The sequence below is a fragment of the Bacteroides zhangwenhongii genome (assembly GCF_009193325.2).
GTDB lineage: Bacteria > Bacteroidota > Bacteroidia > Bacteroidales > Bacteroidaceae > Bacteroides > Bacteroides zhangwenhongii.
The window spans coordinates 2,361,062-2,385,157 of record NZ_CP059856.1 but is presented as its reverse complement, the minus strand read 5'-3'; the positions used below and the strand labels follow the sequence as shown (position 1 = coordinate 2,385,157).

The window sequence follows — 24,096 nt, the reverse complement described above, 5'->3', positions numbered from 1 at the left end:
ATTAGGCGATTAATTTTAAATTATCATTTATCCGACGGTTCAACTCGATTTTATCGTCGAGGGAGGAAAGTAATTCCGCAATGCGTTTTTGCTCGTTTATGCTTGGTGCTGCAAATGAATAATTCCTCATTGTTTCCAATGATACATTTTTAATTGTAGTTCCTGTGGATAAGTGCGTTATGCTATTTTTGAATTGTTTGGAGGCAACAACGTAATATATAAAATTCAAGTCGAAATCCTCTGAAACATTGAAGTAACATGCGCTTTTACCCAAGATGCATGCTTCTCCTTGATATTTTGCGACATTACCGATTGTCCCATTAATAGAAACCAATATTGTACGAGAGTTTAGATTTTTTTTATACTTATTGGCTTCATCTTCTGAAACCCGCTTTGTAGATTCTTTTATTTCGATTTTTCCATCAACAAGATTATTCCCATTGATAAAAAAAACAGTTCCATTTTCGTCATATTTTGGAGTACCATGTAAACCATCACCTAAAACGGTGGTTGCATCTTTTAATTGGTATTCTTTCCACTCTTCCATAAATGAGAATTTAGCAGTTTAAATTGTTGATATTAAGTTCTCCTGACATTAATTTGGGTAGCAATGAGTTTCTTAATGTCGTTAGATTACGACTTTCTGATGCAATCCGTACTTTTTCTCGAAATAAAGCATTAACCAACTTTGAGAATTTAATAACGATATTGTTAGGTGGTACTATGATTCTAAATTTGTCAATATCGCACTTTCCTAAATGGCTAACGGTTGTTCCTGTTTTATAACTTTGTACGAACTCCAATTCTGGTTTTATTAGATGAAGTACATAATAGTTAGATACCATAGCGTCTCTTGCTATAAATTTACAACATCGTTGGTTTAAGATTCCTGTTTCACCTAGCCAAATAGTAGGAATGAATTCAGCATCCATTCCTGCCACGACATCCCCAGTTGCAATATATTCAGTATTTGGTAAAATTTCAGTCGTATAGACCTGGGGGGAATATGTTTTTAAATCTCTGATACGAATTAAAGGAAGTCCATTATTAGATTCATTAAACAATGAAGAACTATATGGTGCACCATATACCACATCTATTTGCTCATAGATGCTGCCTATATACCACCCTTTCGGTATCATTCCAAACTCCGATTTCACGAACTTTTCACCTCTGAACGGTTCAAAATCCACGAACCACGATTTGAACAACGCCTGTGCCTGCTGCTCTAAATTATCATTTATCCGACGGTTCAACTCGATTTTATCGTCGAGGGAGGAAAGAATCGTAGATATTTGTTTTTGCTGCTCTAAAGGAGGAATTTGGCAAATAATGTTCTCGAATGTATTTTTCGTTATTGTATTAAATACTGCTCCATGAGATGCATGTTGCAACTCTCTAACCTTTGTTTTTGTTAGGTAATATAGATAATCTGGAAGAATACGATTATTATTAGCTCTTATTCCAAAACAAGATTGGTTAAAGGCCATTTCAAAAGGTAGCATAGCTATTTCTCCCACTGTTCCTCTAGCAGAAATTATAATGTCATCTTTGTTTAATAGTTTGGTGGAACTATTTATGAGGCCTAAATCTGTTATAGTCTTTTCTGTATTATAAACGTATTTAGAACCACCACAGAAATCTTTTACTGAAAGCCAAGGAATACGACCATTCCAATATGCTTTTTTAGTAGTTTTGGGTGTACCTCCTCCAATAAGTGATGCTATCTCTGTATATTTATATTCTTTCCACTTTTTCATGTCATTGAGGATTTTCAAAATAACTATCAATATTATTTTTCAGGCTTTGTAAGCCTTCTATTTTTGTAAAATCAAAAGAATTAATCCATTTTAAAATATGCTTTTTTACATTTGGTATGTAATCAGTTACAGAAACATTACCACTGCTAAAATTTATATTAAATGTAATAAACCCTGCACTTGTTGTGGAAATTAAAAAACCACTGCAATAAATTTGATTAGATTCGTTAGAAAATAAACTCAGATTCCATTCTTTATTTGCATCCTTCGACCTTATACAAGCATACATAGCCATAATTCCAAGTGGTGATGCTAAATTTATATATCCTTTAATATAAGCATCTAAGTCAAAATTCACAAGATGATTGTTCGCTCTTTCACCTGATATTGATGAAGAAAAGGATGTAAGTCCTAATAATCTATCAGTTTTTTCTTCGACACGATTTACTGCCATAATTATTTTTGAAATATTTTCTTGCAGACTTTCGGCTGATTCAGCATATGATGTAGTCGCTTTTTTTACACTTTCAGCCGCTTTGTTTAAAGTTTCAACTTGGCTTGCTGATTGGCTATTGCTATAGAATGAATATATTATTGTTATTACTGCTAAAATTATTGATATCAAAGCGGAAGCTAGTGATATGAAATCCAAAACATTTCTATTCCCATAAAAACAATAAGAGAATATTGATATTGCAAATATAGACAATATACTTGCATAATATATGTATGATCCCCAACCACGCTGTTGTCCCTTACTGACTCTATATGCAGAAACAGCTATTGCCATTATTATAATAATGGTGCAACAGATGATAATCGTTTGTAAAATACAAGGTGTTAAAATCGTATTCATAATCATATTTTTATATTTTGTTCATATTATAGTCTTCATGAATAGATGACTACTTAATCATTAATTTTCAGTTAATACCGATTGTTGCAAAAGACGTAGTTCCAAGTCATGGCTTATTCTCCTCTCTACAGTTCGTAGATAGAGGTCTTCGTATTCTTTTTTTCTGTTCCATAAATGAGAATTTAGCAGTTGGTTTGACCATCTAATTTAGCTTCTATCTCTTTGATGGATGGCATTGTACCTTCCACCTTTTCGGGATAGAGTTTTTCAAGCTCATATTCGGATATTCCGAGGGGCTGGCTGCTTGATTCCAAAGCATATTGAGCCAAAGTATTGTTTTTCTGCTTGCAAATAAGTAATCCAATTGTCGGATTATCGCGTCCCTCCTTGCGAAGAAGATGATTGCAAGCTACAACATAGCCACCTAACTGACCGGCATCGGCAAAGTCGAACTCACCGATTTTCACTTCTACCACCACATAGCAAGACAGTTTGAGGTTGTAGAAGAGTAAGTCTATAAACTTTTCTTTCTCTGCTATTTGTAGGCGATACTCTTTGCCAACATATGCGAACCCTGTGCCAAGCTCCAATAGGAAGTTTGTGATGTTATTCAGCAATGTGTCTTTCAATATGCGTTCATTATATTTTCCACGCAAACCAGTGAAAGAGAAGTCGTAGGGGTCGCGTGTCAGTTCCTGTGCCAAATCGCTATCTACATCAAGGAGTGTACTCTTGAAATTTGTCAGAGCTTTGCCGCTGCGTTCATACAGATTTGTACCCAATACGTTGAGTAATATATCTCTGCTCCAACCATTTTCCAATGTTTGACGGACATAGAACAACGCCTTGTCGGAATCATTTGAACATTTGTCAATGATATAGCGGTGATGTCCCCAAGGAATTGAGAACAAATCGGAATACAATCTTTCCACAAGTTGTGGAAGATTTGCCTTTTCAGATTCTTCCACAACTTGTGGAAGATTTACAATCTGTTGGTTATAAAGAACATAAAAACGTTTTGCGTAGCGGATAGAAGTTTCGGACAGTCCTTCGACATCTGGCATTTCATGGCGCAAATCACGGCTTAGTGTAGCGTAGAACTTACTGCCATACTTGTTGTCAGCCTGTTTTTCCTCTATGTCCTTGCCAAGTTCCCAATAATAGCGAAGTATTTCTTTGTTCACTTTTATTGCCGCCTTGATTTGGCTGCCACGATAACGCTTTACAAGCTCCTTGACCCATAAAATGTAATCCTTATCTAATATGCCGATAGATTTACTCATAATTATATTTCTATTTCACTGATTTTTAGTTTGCCAGACATTAACTTCGGAAGAAGTGTGTCGCGCATTTTGGCCAACCTTGCATTTTCAAGACTGTTAGAAAGTATCGTTTTGATAAAAGGAAGAACTATTTCTCCAAACCTTTTTACATATGGACTTTCTTTTGAGTAGATGGGCAGACATTCAACATCTTTTGTATTTATGCCAGGGATTGCAGCCTTGCCTCCATTTGAATTAAATTGGTTTATAATGTATGGTGTATGCATATAAAAATATGCAAACGCATTATAGCCATTATCCATTAAGTCTAAAAGGAAGACATGCTCGTTGATATACATTTTGCTGAAAGGAAATCCTTCTCCAAAGATAGAGAAATTTGGAATAAAATATCCCGGCTTGCCTCCGTCTTTGTAAATCAATAGCTCATATCCATTAATCTTTCCCTTTTTTATAGTTTGGGCATATTCTTGGGGAATATATTTTGTCTTAGAATAGTCATAATATCCCAATCCCTTAATATTTTCCGCACCAATGCTCGGAATACCTTTTAAAGTAGCACCACCTTTCGGTCTCTTTCCACTTTCTATATTGTGAGGTATATTTTGAATGTATACTATTGGTAGCTCTTTGGGGGTAGTTCCCAGCTCTGAATCCACAAATTTGCCATCCCTGAACGGTTCGAAATCCACAAACCAAGACTTGAACAACGCTTGTGCCTGCTGCTCTAAATTATCATTTATCTGCCTGTTTTTGTAAAACAGATGATTCTTATTGTTATATGTATTGTATCTTATCCGCATTTTAATTAATGTATTTACGATGAGATAGTTTTACGTTATTTTGATTAACCATAGCATAATGCATGGTAGTATCAATTTTTACATGACCAAGTAACTTTTGTACTTGTTCTACAGGCATTCCTTTATCTATAGCCATTGTAGCAAGTGTTCGTCGGAATTTGTGAGGATGGACACGAGCAATTTTTGAAGAATGCCCAATTTTACGTAACCGAACCTCTACACCCGATATTTGCAGTCGATTATGTGGCTTGGCAAGAGAGACAAATAATGCCTTGTTTCTGTCTTTACGGGAGCTAAGATATTGTTGCAGATGTATTTTAGCTCTTGCATTGAAATACACTATCCGTTCTTTATTTCCTTTGCCAAAAACAATGCATTCTCGTTCATTAAAATTGATGTCTTCTCGGTTTAGTTTTACTAATTCACCGACACGCATTCCGGTTGAGCATAAGAGATCAATCATTGCAAGATCACGAATTTCCGTACAGTTGTCGCGAAGGTGCTCGATGTTCTCATCAGTAAGCACTTCTTTGATTTGTGTGCCGGTTTTTACTTTATGGATTCTATGTATAGGACTCTTTATAATATAATCCTCTTCTTCAAGCCATGAAAAGAAGGAAGAAAAGATTCGTCGAATATTATCTATTGTCACTTTACTGGACTTATGCTTGCGTTGGAATACAGCCAAATATGCTCGTATATCTTCTGTAGAATAGTTTACTACTTTTTTAGGCATAGTCTTGAAAAGTTGTTTGACTGTTGAACTATAATATTTGATAGTCGGAGTAGTACAGCCTTCAACTTGCTTTGCGGACAAAAAGATTTCAAGCAGACGGTCGTTTGTAGCAGCATTTTCATGCTCTTTCTCACCGTCTTTTGTAATAGTGTATTTACTTATAACTTGAAGTAATACTCCATTAAGTTGAGCCATTTGTTCTATACTTAAAACATCTGTCATCGCATTGCTAATTTCTTGAATCAAATTTTCTTTCATATTCTTCTATTATTGGGTTAATTAATAAATCGAAGAATATAGTAATATTTATTTGATTGTGAATCCTATACTAGATAATTGTTTGCGAATTTCTTCTTCGAGGTCATGGGATTGTGCAAATAAATCAGATAATTCAGAAGTCAAACGTTCCATTTTTTCTTGAAACGGTTCTCCGTCATCTTCTGTTTCTGCAATTCCTACATACCGTCCCGGGGTGAGGATATAATCTTGTTTAGCTACATCCTCTATTGATACAACAGCACAATAACCTTTTTCATTTTCTAAAGTTCCTGAATTGAAAGCATCAAAAGTACCTGCTATTTTCATACGAAAATTATTTGTGCCGTTTTAGTTTATAACGGCTGTTTTTACTTTGTTTTTATGTATTCTCTGAGCCAATGACACAAAAATAGAGAGCACTCACTGTTGGGCAAGTGCGCGGCTGGCATGTTCGGCAATTTATATTTATACTGCTGAGTTGATGTTGAATTTTCATACACGTGCTCATAATGTCACAAACTTTGCCTCTCAGCAGTTGGGACCAGTTTCATTTTCGGACTCGGGATGTTCCAGTAAAATTCGGCCTTGGATTAACTCAGTCCCCAGTTTTATATTGTGTAGGCTAATCTTTTTTCTTCGTCAGGACTACATGGTAGCCAAGTTTCTTTAACTCACCTTTCAGGTATTCCTTGCGTTGCTTCTCTTTCTTCTCAGGCACATAACTGTCTCCAAGCTCCTTGTATCTTCCGTCTGTTGACAACACATAGTGTATGCACTTGAGAAGGGAGTGCCCAACGGCAATCAACGCCTTTTTGTTGCCCTTGCGTGGGGCAAGTCGGTTGAAGCGTTCCATGAAGAACGTCCCTTTTGTTCGTGAGGCAGCCCATGCGGCTTCAACGAGTGTAGCCCTTACATGCTTGTCTCCGTGGCTCGTCCTTCCGCTCTTCTTCTTGCCAGCACTTTCGTTGTTGCCTGGACACATTCCTGCCCAGGAACAAAGATGCGCCGCAGTAGGAAAGTTGCCCATGTCAAGACCAATCTCGGCTATCAGTTCCTCGCAGGTGCGGTTTTGCACTCCGGGTATCTCGCTCAGCCTTGCAATGACATCTTCGTAGGGAGAGAGGATTTCCTTGATATGCCTGTCCATCTCCGTGATTTCCTCCGTGAGCCGTCTGTTGCATGAACGTATCTTCTGAAGCATGTATATCTTGTGGCTGTTCATATAACCCGTGCATGCCTCAAGCATTTCCTCCGCGGAATGCAGACAACGCTTGTGTCGTACAGACTCTATGTCTGCCAATGTCGGAATCCTGCCATCGCAAAGCATTTCTATCAGTTTGGTCGCAGTTGAGCCGCTCGTGTCGCTCAGAACGCTGGACAACTTGACATTGCCGTCCTCAAGCGTACGGATGATGCGGTTCTTGTTGGCCGACACCGTTTCTATCAGCTTGCGGCGGTAACGAGTAAGATCCCTAAGCTCGCGCTGCTCACGAGGGGGAATAAAACTGGGCTTGAGCAATCCTGCCATTAGCAACTGGCATATCCACTCACTGTCGTTCTTGTCTGTCTTGTGACCCGGAACATTCTTGATGTGACGGGCATTGACAATCCAGATGTTGCGGATGTAATCCTCGAACACGTTGTATATCGGTTTCCAATACACTCCAGTGCTCTCCATCGCAACGTGAGTGATTCCTAATGATACCAACCATTCTCTCAATTGTGTCAAAGAACTCGTGAAGGTGTCAAAAGACTTGGTCTCCTTACAGATCCCTTCGCCTTGGACCGTCGCTACCACCACCTTCTTGTGGATGTCCATACCGCAACCGCGCGATACAACCTGATCGAAATGAATCCCTGCCATAATCGTCATTATTAGTGATATGCTAAGATATACTAATAAGACGTGCGACAGAACATTTTCATTTACTTTGGCGACTTCTAAATTGTCATGAGGGTTTCATTATATCTTCTTCGGATAATTCACGGAGTTTGCGAGTAACCATACTACCCATATTACGGGCATCAACGAACAGTATTTTATTCGTCTGCTTTTTAGCCCGGTTGAGGAACCATAAAGAGACCGGAATACCTGTCGTATAAAAAAGTTGGGAAGGTAATGCTACAATTCCTTCTATTAGATCTGCCTTTATAATATTTTCGCGGATAGTTCCTTCACCGCCTGTTTGCGAGGATAAAGAACCATTGGCAAGTACCATTCCTATACGTCCTTTGGGGGAAAGATGATGAATCATATGTTGAAGCCAGGCAAAGTTGGCATTTCCAGCAGGAGGTATACCATATTTCCAGCGTACATCATCCTGGAGTTTGTTAGCTCCCCAATCACTTAGGTTAAACGGAGGGTTTGCTAGAATGTAATCAGCCTTTAGTGTAGGATGCTGGTCATCAAAAAATGTGTCAGCGTTGAATTTTCCAAGGTCAGGCTCAATGCCTCGAATCGCCAGATTCATTTGAGCCATTTTCCATGTAGTAGGATTGCTGTCTTGACCGAATACTGATATGTTATTGATATTTCCATGATGTCGTTCGATAAATTTGGCTGATTGTACGAACATGCCACCAGAGCCGCAAGCCGGATCGTATACACGTCCGCTATATGGCTGAAGCACTTCAACTAATGTACGGACAATACATGATGGTGTAAAAAATTCACCGGCAAGTTTTCCTTCTGCTTCTGCAAATTTGGAGAGACAATATTCATAGGTACGCCCTAGTATGTCCTTACTGTCCCCATGTTCTTTCATTTGAACGTTTGTAAATAAATCCACAACATCCCCTAAACGGCGTTTATCTAATTCTGGTCGTGCGAAGTTTTTAGGAAGAATCCCTTTTAAACGAGGATTTTCTTTCTCTATCAGTCGCATGGCATTGTCGATGACAGTGCCAATCTCCGGAGTATGCGCTGCTTCTGCTATGACCGACCAACGAGCCTCTTTGGGTACAAAGAAAATATGCTCATAGGAATATTCATCTTTGTCTTCCTCAAAGCCTTCTCCTTCATTGATGAGAGCTTGATGTTTTGCTTCAAAACTGTCTGATATATATTTAAGGAAAATAAGTCCTAAAACGACTGATTTATATTCTGATGCATCCATGTTGCCACGTAATAAATCAGCTGCTTTCCATATTTGTTTTTCAAATCCTAATTCGGCTGTATTTGTCTTTGCCATACTATTATATTTTTGTCATTGTGATTAATGTTTATGTACTCACTTTAAGTTCACAGAAACTTTTAATGAGGTTGATGCAAAAGTAGAAAATAATTTCCATAGTGCTGTCATACTTTAAATGAGAAGTAAATGTAGGCATTATTATTGATGTAATTGTTATAGTTGGAGTAAAATTTATTCTTTTGGTTGTTAGAATATGTAGGAACTCCTATTCTAACAAAAAAATGATTTGCAATGAGCATTCTAATGCAAGTTTAATACTTCGCTTAACTTATCTCCAATAATTTTCTTCTCATTACTACCGATGGTAGACAATCTCACCAACGGAATTCCGTACAACTCTAAGATACGATCCTTTTTAATATCACGTTCAGACTGACTTGTCCCTGATTTGTGGAATGTATAACCATCCGTCTCAATAGCCAATACCGGTTGTTTACTCACACGATTATAAATCAGAAAATCAATATGAGTGTTTATATTTGCAGCATATTTGCTTTCCTCTTCATTCAATAGAGAATAATCCTGAATCAACATATAGAGTGGTAAATGGCAAATGATATTCAAATGACGCATATTGATATTTTCTTTCAGGATATCTTCAAGTAAGGCAAATGTAAGATTCTCGGAATCGTATTCGGATATTTTTTTATGCTTCTTCAAATAGGCAATTCGTGCATCTGTATATTGCTCATATAGGTAATCGAATATAGAATGAATCTTACTGGTGGAAACAGTGCCATTGTTATATTCGATATAAGCGATCAAATCGCTAATATTGCAGTCTTTGGGTTGTTCGTTTCCCGATACGACTAAATAAAATTGTGACTTAGCCCTCGAAACAGCAACATTGAGCAGGTTGGGATCGTCGGAAAAGGAAGTGATGACATCGTCGACAGTGGTCATAATGATAGCATCCTTTTCTCTTCCCTGAAATTTATGGACTGTTGCGACATCAATATCCTCTTCAAGTGCGGATTTTACTGCATCTACTTGTTTGTTATATGGAGCAATGACGCCAATTTCATCTGTTTCATAAGATAGATTCGGTAGTACTTCCTCTTTGATAACATCTATTTCCCGTTGATTCATGTGACTGCGGGAATGGTTACCTTTGGCTGTCCGTATGGCACAAATGACATCCTCTTCTCCTTTATCACGTGTCATGATGACAAGATCTCCACCATAGAATTTCTGATTGCAGAAGTTGATGATTCGAGGATGGCATCGATAATGTTCCCGTAACAAGGTCTGCGGTACATTTGGAATAACTTTGCAGATGGATTGCAAAAAACTCATATTGGCACAATCATATTCCGGCTTAATCAGGCAGGCATTAGCGATAAAGTTTAGCTTTTCCTTATCTTCTTCTGTGATTACATTGGGGAGTTGCATGGTGTCGCCGACAATGATTGCATTTTTAGCACATGACAAGGCTAAAGCTCCGGTTTCAACGGAAACCTGCGACGCTTCGTCCATAATGATATAATCATATACAGCATCTCGCTGTAGACTGCTTAATGATGAAAAGGTCGTACTTAATATAATAGGGTATTCTTTTTGTACCTCTCGCCAATTATTTCTTAGATCAGGGAGTGTAAAGATGGGTTTGTCATGATTATTGCCATAGGTGTGAAATAACTGATTCTTTAGATATTTCATTGATGTATCAGCCATTTGTCTAGCCATTTCTGCTGCATCTTTGTTGGCAAGTTCCTTTTCTAATGTGTCTATTTCAACTTCCAGTTCTGCATACTTTGTTTGGTAGAATAAGATTTGGAAGTCGGCGATAATCAAACTCATCTCCCGTTTATAAAAACCTTTATCGGGGATTTTACAAATCGCTTTGCTCCTGAATTTAAAGAATAACCATTTCAACCGTTGAATAAGAGCTGCTATTCCCCGAAGACTTGATGATTGTTCTTTTTCTGCAAATTGCTGACATTCATTCCATAAATTCAGAAGGTCTGCCGAACTGGAACTCTTTCGTTGTTTGAGAGTAATTTCTTTTGTGCCGAACTCTTGCAGATAATGTTGCCACTCTATTTTTAAAGCTTGTATTTCCTGTCTTGCCATGGCAAGGCGTTCCTGTTTGGAAAATATGCTTTTTAGTTCTTCTGTCTGATGATGTATCTGATTGAGAAATTGAGGTTGGTTGGCATCCGCATCATGCCATGACTCAAAGTTCTCCGGATATTGTTTTTCCTCTTCTTGAGTCTCGATGAATTTCTCTTTGTTAGCTGTGCTGCCAAGCAATGCAACAATGAAACCCATATCGTATTTGGATAACTTCTCAAGTACATTGACGATGGCGGAGTTATTATTAGATACTACCTGAACAGTCTTACCACGCACAAGGATATTGGCAATGATGTTCAGAATCGTTTGTGTCTTTCCGGTTCCCGGAGGTCCTTGCACAACGCTGATTTGATTTTCAAAAGCTGCCTGGACTGCTTTTTGCTGGCTTGCATTACAACCGAAAGGAAAAATCAAGGTTGAGGCAGTCTGGGTCCGCATTTTATATTTTTGTGGATTCAGATATACAGCAATAGCTCTGTTGTTTGCGATGAAATGAATTTTTTCATATTGTTTTGCTAATAGCTTCGTTCCGTCATCAGCTTTCAATTCGTTTGCATCGGCAACTTTCTTCAAATATTCGAATATGCTTTTCGAACGACTCTCTCCCAAGCATGATTCGATAATTTCTAAGTCCTTTTCTCTGTAATCATACTCTTTACCATTCTGAAAACGAATGTGCCAATAGTTGTGTGATCTGGCCTTAAAAATAGATAAGGCTTTAATGTTTGATAAAGTTCTCCCTTTACTGATTATTTGATAATTATTGGGGTCCGGTTTGTCCGGATCAGTCAGCCAAAGAACATTTTCTTCTTTGTAAGTATACGCACTGGGAACATTCCGGAATACTACCTTATAGTTGCCATTATGATTTTGGCAGCTTTCTATTTCAGGAGTCTTGATTTGACCTTTTATAATAATCAGATTTTCGGAAGTATCTATCATAGGCTTGTGTGTAAATATAATAAGTCGTGCTGCTGTTTTTATTTATTATTTTGGATATAAAAGTAAGAATATTTTCCAGAATATCAAAACCGAAGTAGAAAAAACAGTGAATGACTTTATTCAGCTTTGTATTGTTATAAATATAGAGTGAGATTCGGTTTGGGAGTATTGAACGTGATAAAAGAGATTTGTTTTGCCAATGAAATCATTATCTTTGCAAGGTATATATTAATGAACGAGGAGGATATTATGCTTGCATACACATATATTGAACACGGAAAGTTTGAATTGCAGGAGAAAGCGAGACCGGAAATAAAGGATTCACGGGATGCAATCGTACGTGTAACACTTGGTAGCATCTGCACCAGTGATCTTCATATTAAACATGGCAGTGTGCCGCGTGCTGTGCCCGGAATAACTGTCGGGCATGAGATGGTAGGTGTGGTAGAACAAGTAGGGGCTGATGTCACTTTGGTGAAGCCTGGTGACAGGGTGACTGTGAATGTCGAAACTTTCTGCGGTGAGTGTTTTTTCTGTAAGCATGGATATGTGAATAACTGTACTGATCCTAATGGCGGTTGGGCTTTGGGTTGTCGAATAGATGGCGGTCAGGCGGAATATGTCAGAGTTCCTTATGCGGATCAGGGTTTGAACCGTATTCCGGATACAGTGAGTGATGAACAAGCTTTGTTTGTCGGTGATGTGCTTGCAACAGGTTTTTGGGCAGCACGCATCTCGGAAATTACCGAGGAAGATACTGTTCTTATCATCGGTGCCGGACCTACCGGGATTTGTACTTTGTTGTGTGTGATGCTGAAGAAGCCAAAACGCATTATTATCTGTGAGAAGTCTCCTGAAAGAATTCGGTTTGTCCACGAGCATTATCCTGATGTGTTGGTGACTGAACCGGAAAACTGCAAGGAATTTGTTCTCAAGAACAGTGACCATGGTGGTGCAGATGTTGTTTTGGAAGTGGCAGGGAGTGACGATTCCTTCCATTTGGCTTGGAATTGTGCCCGTCCTAATGCTATTGTCACGATTGTAGCCCTCTATGATAATCCACAGCTTCTTCCTTTACCTGATATGTATGGCAAGAATTTGATTTTCAAAACAGGGGGAGTGGATGGCTGCGACTGTGCCGAAATCCTTGCACTGATTGAGGAAGGTAAAATTGATACTACTCCTCTTATTACACATCGGTTTCCATTGAATGAGATTGAGGAGGCTTACCGCATTTTCGAGAACAAGTTGGATGGGGTTATTAAAGTAGCAATTTATAAATAATCTATTATGCCTATTATTGAAATATCATCTTTATCTTATCCTGGAGTTGAGATATTCAGTGCTCTCACTGAAGCTCAGTTGCGTAATCACATTGAACTTGATAAAGGGCTTTTTATAGTAGAAAGTCCGAAGGTTATCAAAAGGGCCTTAGAGGCTGGTTATGAGCCTTTGGCAATTTTGTGTGAACATAAACATATTATTGGTGATGCTTCTGATATAATAGAACGATATGGTAATGATTTACCAGTCTATACTGGTAGCAGGGAATTGCTTTCTAAGCTTACTGGTTATGTTCTGACGCGCGGTGTCCTTTGTGCAATGCATCGTCCTATTTTGCGTAGGGTGGAAGAAATCTGTCATGAGGCCCGGCGTATTGTCGTGATTGATGGCGTTGTTGATGCCACTAATATTGGTGCTATTTTTCGTTCAGCGGCAGCATTAGGGATGGATGCTGTATTGCTGAGGCGCAATTCTTGTGATCCGTTGAACCGCCGTGCGGTCAGAGTATCTATGGGAGCTGTTTTCTGTATTCCGTGGACATGGATGGACGGTTCTCTCTCTGATCTTAGTAATTTGGGCTTTCGTACAGCTGCTATGGCACTTACAGATAATTCGGTATCCATTGATGATCCTATCTTGATGGCTGAACCTAAATTAGCTATTGTGGTGGGTAGTGAAGGGGATGGGCTCGCACATGAAACGATTGCGGAGGCTGATTACGTAGTCCGTATTCCGATGTCGTATGGTGTTGATTCACTTAATGTGGCTGCTGCGGCTGCTGTAGCTTTTTGGCAACTTCGTGTTCCATAAGTTCTTTTCATTTCCCAATCTCTCCATTTATTCGTTTTCTTACTATGGAATATGCCTTTTGGAACAAAGCGGAATGTTCCATCGTCTGCATCATTTCATGGAAACGGTGTATTGGTATAACAAAGGTAAGCTCATTTGTCGGTATCAACGGACGTGCAGACGGGTCTAACATACCGATAAAGCAACTTCGACCATTCTTCCGGTTTTCTTGTATGGCAAAGGTCACAATGCTACAACATCCCGATGCGAACCGTGTACATACAGCATCATCTGCATCGTTGTCGTAAAAAGCCCATGTACACAAGCCTGAAAGTATATCAGGTGTGGCGAAAAACAAAATACCTTCCACTTCATCAAGAGAGGATAGTTTATCCATACGGACAAAATTCAAATAAGGCTTATCCGTCAGGTGGATGTCTAAGCGATGTATGTATTTCTTGATTTGTTCGGGAGTCTGCTTGTAGTGTTCCGTTTCTGACACAAATTTGGGTAGCCTTTCCTGCATAGGGGCAAAGGCAGTGTACAGGCTTCCTCCACCGCACAGTACATTGTCGGCACTTAGAGTCAGTGAATCACCTTCACATACTTTGCGAATGGTACCTATCATGCAACGCGGTATTTTATTTATCTCTGTAACAGGTATATGGCTATATCCGAAAGTGACAGGAAGTGGAACTGCATTACCGAACGCCTCCTTATATGTTTGCAAGAATTTCTGTATCATGGTGTATCACATTAACTTTCTTCAAAGTTATAAGTTTAATTTCAATTTTCATCATGTATTGTAATAAAATACAGATTGAGATAAGAACTCCAACTTGTTTTTATCGAAGAATCTGCTGAGCCTTAATTTGGATCAGTCCGAAAAACCGGTTTGAACTCTATACTGTACGGAAAGGAGCCAAATACTATTTTTATTTCTTTTTCTGCCTAATCAGATTAGCCGCGTTACTTATTCTTTTTGCGTTTGACTATAGTCTTCCGCAAGAGTAACTATAGTATACTTTGCGTACAACTATAGTCATACGCAAAGTATACTATAGTTATACGAAGTAAAAGTAACGAATGAAATGAGTCTAAATAGTGAATCGATTATAAAAGAATGTCTATAGAAATCAATAAGAATAGGAAGGCTATCATTGTTTAATTCAAAACAAATCAAAAGAAACAAATTGAAAACAACTGGAGTTTCGGATTGCTCCCTTAATTAGTTCATTTTAAATTAGGAAACTATTAGGAAACAATAGTGCTGATTTAACCTAATTTCGGCTTCTGAATGATTACCATCAATAAAAAAAGTCCTCATAAGTATTTAACTTATAAGGACTTATCTTGGGTGGCAGATGGGACTCGAACCCACGACATTCAGAACCACAATCTGACGCTCTAACCAACTGAACTACAGCCACCATATCTGCGTTTCTCTAACGCGGTGCAAAGATAGATATTATCTTTTAATCTCCAAAAGATTCTACTATTTTTTTTCGTAAAAAGTATATTCTTTTATTCCTCGATTGTGCTTGCTGAAGAGGGATCGCGTATCATTTACGAAGATCTTCAGAGAGTTACGAGCATTTACAGGAATGGAGTCTGTCGGTAAGTTGACAGGGAGTAATTGGTGATTTTTCTTTCCTGATTGTGTAGGTCGGGCAGTCCATACTAAACTATACTCACATTTGTTGAGACGGGTTATGCTGTCTTTTACCAACTCCATCTTTACCATAAGTCCTCCATCTGTGTGACGTGCAGACATATTGGAAATATAATTTCCCAATGAATAAACTACAAGATGTTTATCATTTGTCACACTGTCTTCACGAACTTCAATTGGTTGAACAACGTGAGGGTGGGAACCGATCACATGATTTACTCCTTTTTGAATCAACCAGTCTGCAAGGAATTTCTGTTCCTTATCCGGTAACGACTGGTATTCGATTCCCCAGTGCATACAGGCGATAATAGCATCCGGTTTCATTACTTTACTTGTTTCTATATCTTTGGCAATGATTGCGGTATCAATATAATTGACGATGTTAGGAGGAGTAACGTATATGCCGTTCGTGCCATACGTATAGTTAAGTAGAGCAATGCGGAATCCTTTTTTTTCAAGAATGAGCGGATATTTCTTTTCACGTTCTTCGGGATTTATATATGTTCCGGCGTGAGGAATGGACAAGGAGTCGATTAAGCGGATCGTACGTTCCAATCCCGGTTTGCCACGGTCAAGACTATGATTGTTGGCTGTGACAAGGACATTAAATCCGGCATTGTGTATGGCGGTGAGAAACTCATCCGGTGCACTGAAAGCAGGATAACCTTTGTATGGTTTTCCTCCTAAGGTCACCTCAAGATTTGCTATGGCGAGGTCTGCTGTCCCTATTTCCTCTTTAACATACTCGAAGCAGGTAGTATAGTCATATCCTTTAGCGGTTCGTGCTGCATTGATCTGCCCCTGATGTTGCATAAGGTCTCCCACAAAGAGAAGACGGAGAGTATCGGCAGGTATGCAACTTTTGCTAGCCGAGAGTGTGTCAAGCGAGTTGTTATTAATAGAATCTCTCCTTGTCTGCGACCGTGAAGTGCAAGACAAGGAGAGAAATATGATTACCAAAAACAATGTGTATCTCATTGATAGATGGCTTTCTTACCGGCTAAAAGTGTATTTTTCATTAACGATACAATCGTCATCGGTCCGACACCACCTGGTACCGGAGTGATGTAGGAGCATTTGGGTGCCACTTCGTCGAACTTAACATCACCTGTCAGTTTGAACCCGGATTTTTTAGTGGAATCCGGTACGCGGGTGGTACCTACGTCGATTACTACCGCGCCTTCTTTCACCATTTCGGCTTTTACGAAATTAGGTTGTCCCAAAGCAGCGATAATGATATCGGCTTCTTGGCATTCTTTTACCAGATCCTTGCTGCGGCTGTGGCATACGGTAACAGTCGCATCTCCCGGATATGCTTTCTGCATCATTAATGCAGCCATTGGTTTGCCTACGATATTACTACGTCCGAGAACTACGCACTTTTTACCCGAAGTTTCTATCTGATAGCGTTTCAGTAATTCAAGAATACCATTAGGGGTGGCAGATACATAGCAAGGAAGTCCGATAGACATACGACCTACATTGATCGGATGAAAACCGTCCACATCCTTACGGTAGTCGATTGTTTCGATTACCTTCTGTTCGGAGATATGTTTCGGCAACGGAAGCTGAACGATAAAACCGTCTACATCATTGTCTTCATTCAGCTCACGCACTTTGGCCAGCAGTTCTTCTTCAGTCACATCACTCTCATAACGAATAAGAGAAGATTTGAATCCACAAACTTCGCAGGCTTTTACTTTGGCGGCTACGTATGTTTCACTGCCACCGTCGTGCCCTACGAGGATAGCTGCCAAGTGCGGGCGTTTACCGCCGCGTGCAACAATTTCAGCTACCTCAGCGGCAATTTCTTGTTTCACTTGTTCGGAAATTGCTTTTCCATCTATCAGTGTCATATTTTCAAGGTATTTATTGGTGGGTTATCTTTTCATCTTCGGCATCATTTTGCCCATTTTGCTGCTGGTAACCATCTTCATCATCTTGCGAGTCTGGTCAAACTGTTTCAGCAGGCGATTGACTTCCTGAATGGTCGTTCCGCTACCTTTGGCGATACGTGTACGACGTGAACCGTTCAATATTTCCGGGTTGGAACGCTCTGCCGGAGTCATGGAGTAAATGATAGCTTCGATACTTTTGAACGCATTATCGTCAATATCGATATCTTTGATTGCTTTTCCTACTCCCGGAATCATGGAAGCAAGATCTTTCAAGTTACCCATTTTCTTGATTTGGGCAATCTGGCTGAGGAAGTCATTGAAGTCAAATTGATTCTTTGCAATCTTCTTCTGCAAGCGTTTAGCTTCTTCTTCGTCATATTGTTCTTGCGCACGTTCCACCAGTGATACGATATCACCCATACCGAGAATACGGTCGGCCATACGAGCTGGGTGGAACTGATCTATTGCGTCCAACTTTTCGCCTGTACCGACGAATTTGATAGGTTTATTGACTACCGAACGGATGGAAAGAGCTGCACCGCCACGTGTGTCACCATCGAGTTTGGTCAGTACTACACCGTTAAAGTCTAGACGATCGTTAAATTCTTTGGCTGTATTTACTGCATCCTGACCGGTCATGGAGTCTACCACGAACAAAATTTCGTTCGGGTTGATTGCTTCTTTGATGGCTGCAATCTCGTTCATCATTTGTTCGTCTACTGCCAGACGTCCGGCGGTATCGACAATGACGAGATCGTATCCTTTAGCTTTAGCTTCCTGAATAGCGTGCTGTGCGATTTCTACCGGATTTTTGCTGTCCAGTTCGCAGTACATCGGTACTTCTATTTGTTCTGCCAACACGCGTAACTGTTCGATAGCTGCCGGACGATATACGTCACAAGCTACCAGTAACGGTTTGCGATTCTTTTTACTTTTCAGCATTCGTGCCAATTTGCCGGAAAAAGTAGTCTTACCCGAACCTTGCAGACCTGACATCAGGATTACTGCCGGGCGAGAATCAATATTAATCTCGGCTGTCTCTCCTCCCATTAACTGAGTAAGTTCGTCGTGCACAATCTTCACCATCAACTGGCTCGGTTTCACTGCCGTAAGCACGTTCTGACCAAGTGCTTTCTCTTTCACCGTATCAGTGAAATTCTTTGCCACTTTGTAGTTTACGTCGGCATCAAGAAGAGCCTTGCGTACGTCTTTCAGCGTCTCCGCTACGTTGATTTCGGTGATTTTGCCTTCACCTTTCAGAATCTTGAATGACCGTTCTAGTCTTTCACTTAAATTATCGAACATAGTTGTTTAATTACTAATTAATATTTGAGCCTGCAAATGTACAAAAATCTCTCGTATTTATATCTTTTTATTCTGCCATTTTGCTTTTTTGAGGTAAATATAACTTGTTATCAGCAGTAAGGTATAGTACAGTATCTCAATTGTAAAGCAGATTTCAATCGGTGCTTTCAGCCACATTCCAATGAAGATGATATATGAACCGTAGATGATTATTGTGATCGTTTCGAGCAACAAAGCCGCTTGTGTATTTCCTGTTCCTGAGATACCATTGAACACGACATTGGCTACCGATGCAATCAGCATGGCGCAACAGATGACATATACTGAAGGTACGGATTCTGTAATGAGTGCGTTTTCACTGGTATAAACGGAAAGCAGGAACTGCGGGAACAATGCTGATAATGCAACCAGTCCTAGCATAATGAAAAATGAGAACCGGGCGATTTTGTTGATGAGCGGCATTACGTATCGGATACCTCCCGCACCGATGGCATTGCTCACAAGGCTATTGGTCGTGGTTGCCAGCGCATTGACTGGGATTAGCAATACTACATAAATACTCCGGACGATGTTGGCGATAGCCAGTTCCCGCTGTCCCAATCGTTCAACGGCTACGAAAAATACGAACCAAGTGGCCATCGACAGAAAGTATTGTAGCATTGTGAAACAGGAAATACTCAGAATCCGCATCAATAACGCCGGATCGAATGTGCGTAATCGATTCAGACCGTATTTTTTCAAGTCGACTGTGATATATGTGTAGATGAGGAAGAAGAGAATAGAGGAGGCTTCTGCCAGTACGGATGCAATAGCAGCTCCTTTAATTCCCATTTCGGGCATACCAAACTTCCCGAAGATCAGCATATAATCTAATATCACATTGGTCAGTGCCATGACAACAGCATTGATTGTTAATACTTTGGTGCGTGTGATACCGATATATAACGCCCGGAACATAACGTTGACGAATGAGAAGAAGAAACCATAGATACGCCAGTCCAGAAATTCCATTGTCCCTTCGTAAATGGACTCGGAAGAAACGAGCAAGTGCATGATATCTCCTCCGAATGCTTTGGTGAAGCCGAACAGCAACAATGCCATAGCAAACAAGAACATGACTCCCTGAATCATAACCGGACCTACATCTGTATAACGTCCCTCGCCATTACGCCGGGCAATAACTATTTGTGAACCGGTACTGAATCCGAATGCAATGGTGAATACACATATATAGAACAATCCCCCCATTGCGGAAGCTCCGAGTGCTACTTCACTTACGTGCCCGAGAAATGCCGTATCAGTGACATTGATAACATTTTGTGCCAGCAAGCTTAGCAGTATCGGGTAACTGACACTCCAAATTTGTTTGTTGGTATACATAATTAAGCGTTTAAGTTTACATCTTGCAAAGATAACGCTTTATTTCGATTCGGAACTAATAGGGTAGATGAAAACTATTTCCGGATTTTCGGGAGTTTCCTGATTAACGAAGTAATCTCCACCGAAATGCTGTAATAATAACAGGTTGATATCATGCCGTATGATGGTCTCTTGCGATACAAACGCAGGATCTGCCAAAGGTGAATTGCAGATCTGGAAATGTAATACGTCTTCTTCCCGGCTTAATATAAAGCGGATATACCTCTCTTGTCGATGCTCTTGCGGATAAACCAATGCACTGAGTAAAGCCTGTGTTAGTCGTCTTGTATCGGTATGGATGATTATTGGACTATCTATCTTGGTAGAAAAATCGACATTGATACCTGTTTGCTCATTTTGTACACGTGCTATATAACACACCTCTTTACATAGTTCGATGACATCATAATCTTGTACTTGAAATTTCATCATTTGAGCTTCTAGTCGGGATAAATCGAGGACGTCATTGACGAGTTTCATTAATTTCTCCGAACTTTGGTGTATGATATTAGTGTATTCCTGCCTTGCCTCCTTGTCTATATTCGGTTCGCAGGCAATGAGTTGTGAAAAACCGACTACATTGTTGAGCGGAATACGGATATTATAGCTCATTTTTGATAAAAAGCGATTTTTCATTTCATTAGTTTGTCGCACTGTTTCCGTAGCTTTCCTGATTTCGTATTCCGAATGTTTTAAAGCTTTGCGTATCACGAAGAGCCTTGCCATGAAAATAAACAGTAAAATCAGAATAACGAATATAAAAACTAGATATAGGAGTTGGGTTCTGTTATTTCGTTTTTCCTGTTCCAATTCATTCTTTTCTATATTGTATTTCTTTTTTATCTGTTTCATTTGGGTATTTGAAAGTTCTGTTGTGACAGAGTCTTTTAGGGACAACGCCTGTTCGTAGAATAGGATAGCTTTCTCATTTTGCCCTACCTGTTTCCATATTCTTGCTTTTTCAAGTAACTGTTCGGCATAGTCGTTGGGAAAATCCTTTTTCAGCATTGTCAATGTTGTATCGATATAGTTCAAGGCTTGTTGATACTTTCCTATAGTTCGGTTGTATTGAGCGAGTGTATCGAAATAGAGTATTCTGTATGTGAAATATGTATTCTTATTTAAGTATTCCTTAGATTTTATCAGATGAGAATATGCTTGTTCGGGAGCGTTGATATTCAGATAATAATAGCAGTAAAAAAGTTCATTGAAAAGATATACATCAGTAAATCCCTCTTTCAAAGAAGGATTCTCAGCAATATGCTTGTGAAGTATATTTTCTTGTTCTTGTATATATTTGAGCAGCTTTTGATTATCTTTCCTTGCTTTAGTAACTGATATTAACTGTGACAGTACTGAAATCCGGTCTACGGGATGGTCTTTTGCAGTAAGCATCCGGTAAGCCTCTTCCAATGCCTTAATACCTTCGTCCCAACGCTGACTACCTACATAAGCATTGCTTAGGCATTGGTATGCGGCTATGAAACCTCGTTTATTATTTATTTGGATAGATTGCTGCTTCATTCTTTGGGCCTCACTGATCGCAAGTTCATATTGCCTGCTGTTGGTATATAAGTTTAGCTGGAAGCGTTTTGCTTCAAAGAAATAGTCCCATAATTCGGACTTCTTGACGTAAGGTCGCATGATGTTCAACCATTTACTTACACTGTCTTGGTCATTATGATTATAATAGTACAGGATGTGATAATAAGCTGACATTCCGGCGTATTTATCGTTGTGTAATAGTAATGCTTCTTTCATTAATGTATCTGCGTATTGGATACATCGGCTATTATTCTGTTCTATTCTGATGATTTGGCTAATGATATTCAGACGAATGGTATCGTGAGGTATTGTCTGTAATACTTTTAGCAAACTGTCAGATGCAGAAGTGTAGGTGCTTGCTTTCCCGTTCAGGGAACAGCATAGCACAAAAAGCAGGAGAGCTATTCGTTTCATGCGATGTCCTCCTTTCTTACTTGTTTGTTAATGGGATGTGTGAACAGAAAGCGTGCTCCTTGATTGTAATCCGGGTCAATCCATATTTTGCCACCTAGTTGTTCGATAATGAGTTGGCAGATGGATAGGCCGAGTCCTGTGCCTTGTGCATTCTCGTCTAGTTTTTCAAAGCGGTTGAATATCTTGTTTTGGTGATCTTTGGGAATTCCGCAGCCTGTATCAGTTACAGAGAATAGTGCTGTATCTTCTGTCTGTTTTTCTAGCTCCAATGTGATAGTTCCTTGCGGAGTGAATTTTGTAGCGTTTATGAGCAGATTGATTAATAGTTGTTGTAATCTGGCATTGTCTGTGGTCAGTTGGAGTGATTGAAGGATAGAGGAGAAACGTACTTCTGCATTTGTTTGCTTAATCTTTTCAACCATATCGATTACATTCCTACATATTGCCACTGCGTCACATTGTTCGTAGTTGAATGCCATTTTACCTACCTCAAGATTAGACAGATCAATAACATCATTGATCAGTTTAAGTAGCAATTCGGAATTTTGTAAGATGATATCGCTGCATTGTTGCCGGGTTTCATTATCGATAGTTTCTTCTGTTAAAATAGAAGAGAAACCGGAAAGTGCGTTGAGTGGAGTACGGATTTCATGGCTCATATTAGATAAAAAAAGACTTTTGGCACGGATAGAGTTCTCTTCTTGTTTCCTGGCTATTTCCAGTTCTTGCTGTGATTGCTGCAACTTTTTGTTACTTCGTTTAATCGAAATGATGAATAATATAATAAGTATAACAATACACGAGATCATGAGCCAACTCCAATAGAGAATTGTTTTTTGCCTGTTTAGGTTGTCCAGTTCATTTTTATCAATTTGGTAAAGAGCATGAAGCGCATTGATTTGCCGGATATAATTCGTTGTATCCAACGAGTCTTTGAGTGTGTTAAGGGATTCGTAGGCTTGGCATGCCTCTTCATTCTTTCCCATCAATGCCAGTAACTGAGCTCGTTCTTGTAGTATGAGAAGAGATTTGTATGAACCGGCTGTTTGAGTGTGTGATAAAATCGTATCGAATATATTTAATGCTTTAGCGTATTCTTTTGATTCGGTATAGTAACAAGCATACAGATATTCAATCATTAAAAAGAAATAGGAATGTTGGCATTGTCGGTTTATAGACTCGGTTTGTTGCAAATAATTAAGGGCTTCAGGTAGGTGATGCGTCTGAATATTATAGAATGCCTGACAATAATTAAGATAAAAAACATCTCCTAGATTCTTGTCTTTGTTTGAAAGAGATTCCAATTGCTGGATATCTGCTTCTATATTTGTCATTTGCCGGAATTTAAGCTTTGTCAGAATAATACAAGTTAAAATCGTCTTGGCATATTGGTTTGCATCAGGTACTTTGGAGATGATCTCTAATGCTTCTTTATAAGATTCGATTGCCGCTAAAGGCGTTGATGAATTTAAGTAAGTATTTCCGATTGCTTGCAGCGAAAGTGCTGTTCCTAGTGGGTAACTCATCTCTTTCGCTTTTTGATACATCGAGTTCGCTTTGTCTATGGCCAAACTGAAATGACCTTCTGTAATCAATGCCCGGACAGTCAGTAGTTTTAGTTGGAATAAAAGTGAATAATGTTGTTGTTCTTCTAATTCGGGTTCCAGTAGTTTCTCCCATACAGTGATACTGTCGGTAGAAATCTCGGTACTGAATGGTGTATTGTATTTGAATAATGGTTTTAGCAGAAACAGGCGCTCTTGGTTGGTGTGTGCTGAATATAGGGTAACCGATATAAAAATGGCTACAGCTACTGCTATGATATGATGTTTGTGCTTATTCACTTAATAATTAGCTGCTTGCTC

17 protein-coding genes, 1 tRNA gene and 2 pseudogenes are annotated in these 24,096 nt (G+C 39.3%); 2 read left to right on the top strand and 18 right to left on the bottom strand.

Annotated elements, in window-relative coordinates; all coding sequences use genetic code 11:
- Position 1: 1 nt before the first annotated feature.
- The 10 genes and pseudogenes from GD630_RS09715 to GD630_RS09670 form a co-directional block, all read right to left on the bottom strand.
- Positions 2 to 547, bottom strand: coding sequence for a restriction endonuclease subunit S (locus GD630_RS09715; RefSeq protein WP_143869317.1), 546 nt, complete (start codon positions 545 to 547; stop codon positions 2 to 4).
- A 10-nt stretch (positions 548 to 557) separates the two neighbouring features.
- A complete protein-coding gene (locus tag GD630_RS09710; protein ID WP_182505748.1) occupies positions 558 to 1,760 on the bottom strand; it encodes a restriction endonuclease subunit S in 1,203 nt (400 codons plus the stop codon).
- Position 1,761: 1 nt separating this feature from the next.
- Entirely contained in the window at positions 1,762 to 2,616 is an 855-nt protein-coding gene (locus GD630_RS09705; RefSeq protein ID WP_143869311.1) for a hypothetical protein, read from the bottom strand.
- 182 nt (positions 2,617 to 2,798) lie between these two features.
- Entirely contained in the window at positions 2,799 to 3,899 is a 1,101-nt protein-coding gene (locus tag GD630_RS09700; protein ID WP_143869315.1) for a PDDEXK nuclease domain-containing protein, read from the bottom strand.
- A gap of 2 nt (positions 3,900 to 3,901) precedes the next feature.
- Positions 3,902 to 4,588: a restriction endonuclease subunit S gene (locus GD630_RS21315; protein ID WP_182505747.1), complete on the bottom strand. Its 687-nt coding sequence runs from the start codon at positions 4,586 to 4,588 to the stop codon at positions 3,902 to 3,904.
- A gap of 112 nt (positions 4,589 to 4,700) precedes the next feature.
- Positions 4,701 to 5,693 carry a site-specific tyrosine recombinase/integron integrase gene (gene xerA / locus GD630_RS09690; protein WP_004304867.1) on the bottom strand — a complete coding sequence of 331 codons (993 nt, stop codon included), beginning with the start codon at positions 5,691 to 5,693 and terminating at the stop codon, positions 4,701 to 4,703.
- A 48-nt stretch (positions 5,694 to 5,741) separates the two neighbouring features.
- A pseudogene (locus tag GD630_RS09685) lies at positions 5,742 to 6,017 on the bottom strand (N-6 DNA methylase); the annotation flags it as partial.
- Positions 6,018 to 6,315: 298 nt separating this feature from the next.
- Positions 6,316 to 7,557 carry an IS110 family RNA-guided transposase gene (locus tag GD630_RS09680; protein WP_238482909.1) on the bottom strand — a complete coding sequence of 414 codons (1,242 nt, stop codon included), beginning with the start codon at positions 7,555 to 7,557 and terminating at the stop codon, positions 6,316 to 6,318.
- Positions 7,558 to 7,651: 94 nt separating this feature from the next.
- A pseudogene (locus tag GD630_RS09675) lies at positions 7,652 to 8,884 on the bottom strand (N-6 DNA methylase); the annotation flags it as partial.
- A 243-nt stretch (positions 8,885 to 9,127) separates the two neighbouring features.
- Positions 9,128 to 11,905, bottom strand: coding sequence for an AAA domain-containing protein (locus GD630_RS09670; protein ID WP_143866582.1), 2,778 nt, complete (start codon positions 11,903 to 11,905; stop codon positions 9,128 to 9,130).
- A gap of 249 nt (positions 11,906 to 12,154) precedes the next feature.
- On the opposite strand from GD630_RS09670, the gene GD630_RS09665 reads away from it, so the two are divergent.
- Entirely contained in the window at positions 12,155 to 13,189 is a 1,035-nt protein-coding gene (locus tag GD630_RS09665) for an alcohol dehydrogenase (RefSeq protein WP_394368257.1), read from the top strand.
- 6 nt (positions 13,190 to 13,195) lie between these two features.
- Positions 13,196 to 13,999: a TrmH family RNA methyltransferase gene (locus GD630_RS09660; RefSeq protein ID WP_143866579.1), complete on the top strand. Its 804-nt coding sequence runs from the start codon at positions 13,196 to 13,198 to the stop codon at positions 13,997 to 13,999.
- 7 nt (positions 14,000 to 14,006) lie between these two features.
- Here GD630_RS09660 and GD630_RS09655 read toward each other — a convergent pair whose 3' ends face one another.
- The 8 genes from GD630_RS09655 to GD630_RS09620 all read right to left on the bottom strand — a co-directional run bounded on the left by GD630_RS09655 (position 14,007) and on the right by GD630_RS09620 (position 24,075).
- A complete protein-coding gene (locus GD630_RS09655) occupies positions 14,007 to 14,723 on the bottom strand; it encodes a DUF169 domain-containing protein (protein ID WP_143866578.1) in 717 nt (238 codons plus the stop codon).
- Between the two features lie 611 nt (positions 14,724 to 15,334).
- Positions 15,335 to 15,408 (bottom strand) — tRNA-His (locus GD630_RS09650).
- Positions 15,409 to 15,473: 65 nt separating this feature from the next.
- Positions 15,474 to 16,628, bottom strand: a complete 1,155-nt coding sequence (locus GD630_RS09645) for a CapA family protein (protein WP_143866576.1) — start codon at positions 16,626 to 16,628, stop codon at positions 15,474 to 15,476.
- On the bottom strand, positions 16,625 to 17,506 hold the full coding sequence (gene folD, locus GD630_RS09640) for a bifunctional methylenetetrahydrofolate dehydrogenase/methenyltetrahydrofolate cyclohydrolase FolD (protein ID WP_007765672.1): 882 nt from the start codon (positions 17,504 to 17,506) through the stop codon (positions 16,625 to 16,627). The genes GD630_RS09645 and folD overlap by 4 nt, the downstream gene beginning before the upstream one ends.
- A 24-nt stretch (positions 17,507 to 17,530) precedes the next feature.
- The gene (gene ffh, locus GD630_RS09635; protein ID WP_007755762.1) at positions 17,531 to 18,853 is read right to left on the bottom strand and encodes a signal recognition particle protein; all 1,323 of its coding nucleotides are present in this window, start codon (positions 18,851 to 18,853) and stop codon (positions 17,531 to 17,533) included.
- 57 nt (positions 18,854 to 18,910) lie between these two features.
- Positions 18,911 to 20,233 carry an MATE family efflux transporter gene (locus GD630_RS09630; protein ID WP_007765678.1) on the bottom strand — a complete coding sequence of 441 codons (1,323 nt, stop codon included), beginning with the start codon at positions 20,231 to 20,233 and terminating at the stop codon, positions 18,911 to 18,913.
- Between the two features lie 39 nt (positions 20,234 to 20,272).
- Positions 20,273 to 22,231, bottom strand: coding sequence for a tetratricopeptide repeat-containing sensor histidine kinase (locus GD630_RS09625; RefSeq protein ID WP_143866574.1), 1,959 nt, complete (start codon positions 22,229 to 22,231; stop codon positions 20,273 to 20,275).
- On the bottom strand, positions 22,228 to 24,075 hold the full coding sequence (locus GD630_RS09620) for a sensor histidine kinase (RefSeq protein WP_143866572.1): 1,848 nt from the start codon (positions 24,073 to 24,075) through the stop codon (positions 22,228 to 22,230). The genes GD630_RS09625 and GD630_RS09620 overlap by 4 nt, the downstream gene beginning before the upstream one ends.
- Between the last annotated feature and the right edge of the window lie 21 nt (positions 24,076 to 24,096).

What these genes read in the sequence shown, in the direction of transcription:
- GD630_RS09715 (WP_143869317.1), bottom strand. Translation starts at nt 547, where the DNA reads ATGGAAGAGTGGAAAGAATACCAATTAAAAGATGCAACCACCGTTTTA.
- GD630_RS09710 (WP_182505748.1), bottom strand. Translation starts at nt 1,760, where the DNA reads ATGAAAAAGTGGAAAGAATATAAATATACAGAGATAGCATCACTTATT.
- GD630_RS09705 (WP_143869311.1), bottom strand. Translation starts at nt 2,616, where the DNA reads ATGAATACGATTTTAACACCTTGTATTTTACAAACGATTATCATCTGT.
- GD630_RS09700 (WP_143869315.1), bottom strand. Translation starts at nt 3,899, where the DNA reads ATGAGTAAATCTATCGGCATATTAGATAAGGATTACATTTTATGGGTC.
- xerA (WP_004304867.1), bottom strand. Translation starts at nt 5,693, where the DNA reads ATGAAAGAAAATTTGATTCAAGAAATTAGCAATGCGATGACAGATGTT.
- GD630_RS09680 (WP_238482909.1), bottom strand. Translation starts at nt 7,557, where the DNA reads ATGGCAGGGATTCATTTCGATCAGGTTGTATCGCGCGGTTGCGGTATG.
- GD630_RS09670 (WP_143866582.1), bottom strand. Translation starts at nt 11,905, where the DNA reads ATGATAGATACTTCCGAAAATCTGATTATTATAAAAGGTCAAATCAAG.
- GD630_RS09665 (WP_394368257.1), top strand. Translation starts at nt 12,155, where the DNA reads ATGCTTGCATACACATATATTGAACACGGAAAGTTTGAATTGCAGGAG.
- GD630_RS09660 (WP_143866579.1), top strand. Translation starts at nt 13,196, where the DNA reads ATGCCTATTATTGAAATATCATCTTTATCTTATCCTGGAGTTGAGATA.
- GD630_RS09655 (WP_143866578.1), bottom strand. Translation starts at nt 14,723, where the DNA reads ATGATACAGAAATTCTTGCAAACATATAAGGAGGCGTTCGGTAATGCA.
- GD630_RS09645 (WP_143866576.1), bottom strand. Translation starts at nt 16,628, where the DNA reads ATGAGATACACATTGTTTTTGGTAATCATATTTCTCTCCTTGTCTTGC.
- folD (WP_007765672.1), bottom strand. Translation starts at nt 17,506, where the DNA reads ATGACACTGATAGATGGAAAAGCAATTTCCGAACAAGTGAAACAAGAA.
- ffh (WP_007755762.1), bottom strand. Translation starts at nt 18,853, where the DNA reads ATGTTCGATAATTTAAGTGAAAGACTAGAACGGTCATTCAAGATTCTG.
- GD630_RS09630 (WP_007765678.1), bottom strand. Translation starts at nt 20,233, where the DNA reads ATGTATACCAACAAACAAATTTGGAGTGTCAGTTACCCGATACTGCTA.
- GD630_RS09625 (WP_143866574.1), bottom strand. Translation starts at nt 22,231, where the DNA reads ATGAAACGAATAGCTCTCCTGCTTTTTGTGCTATGCTGTTCCCTGAAC.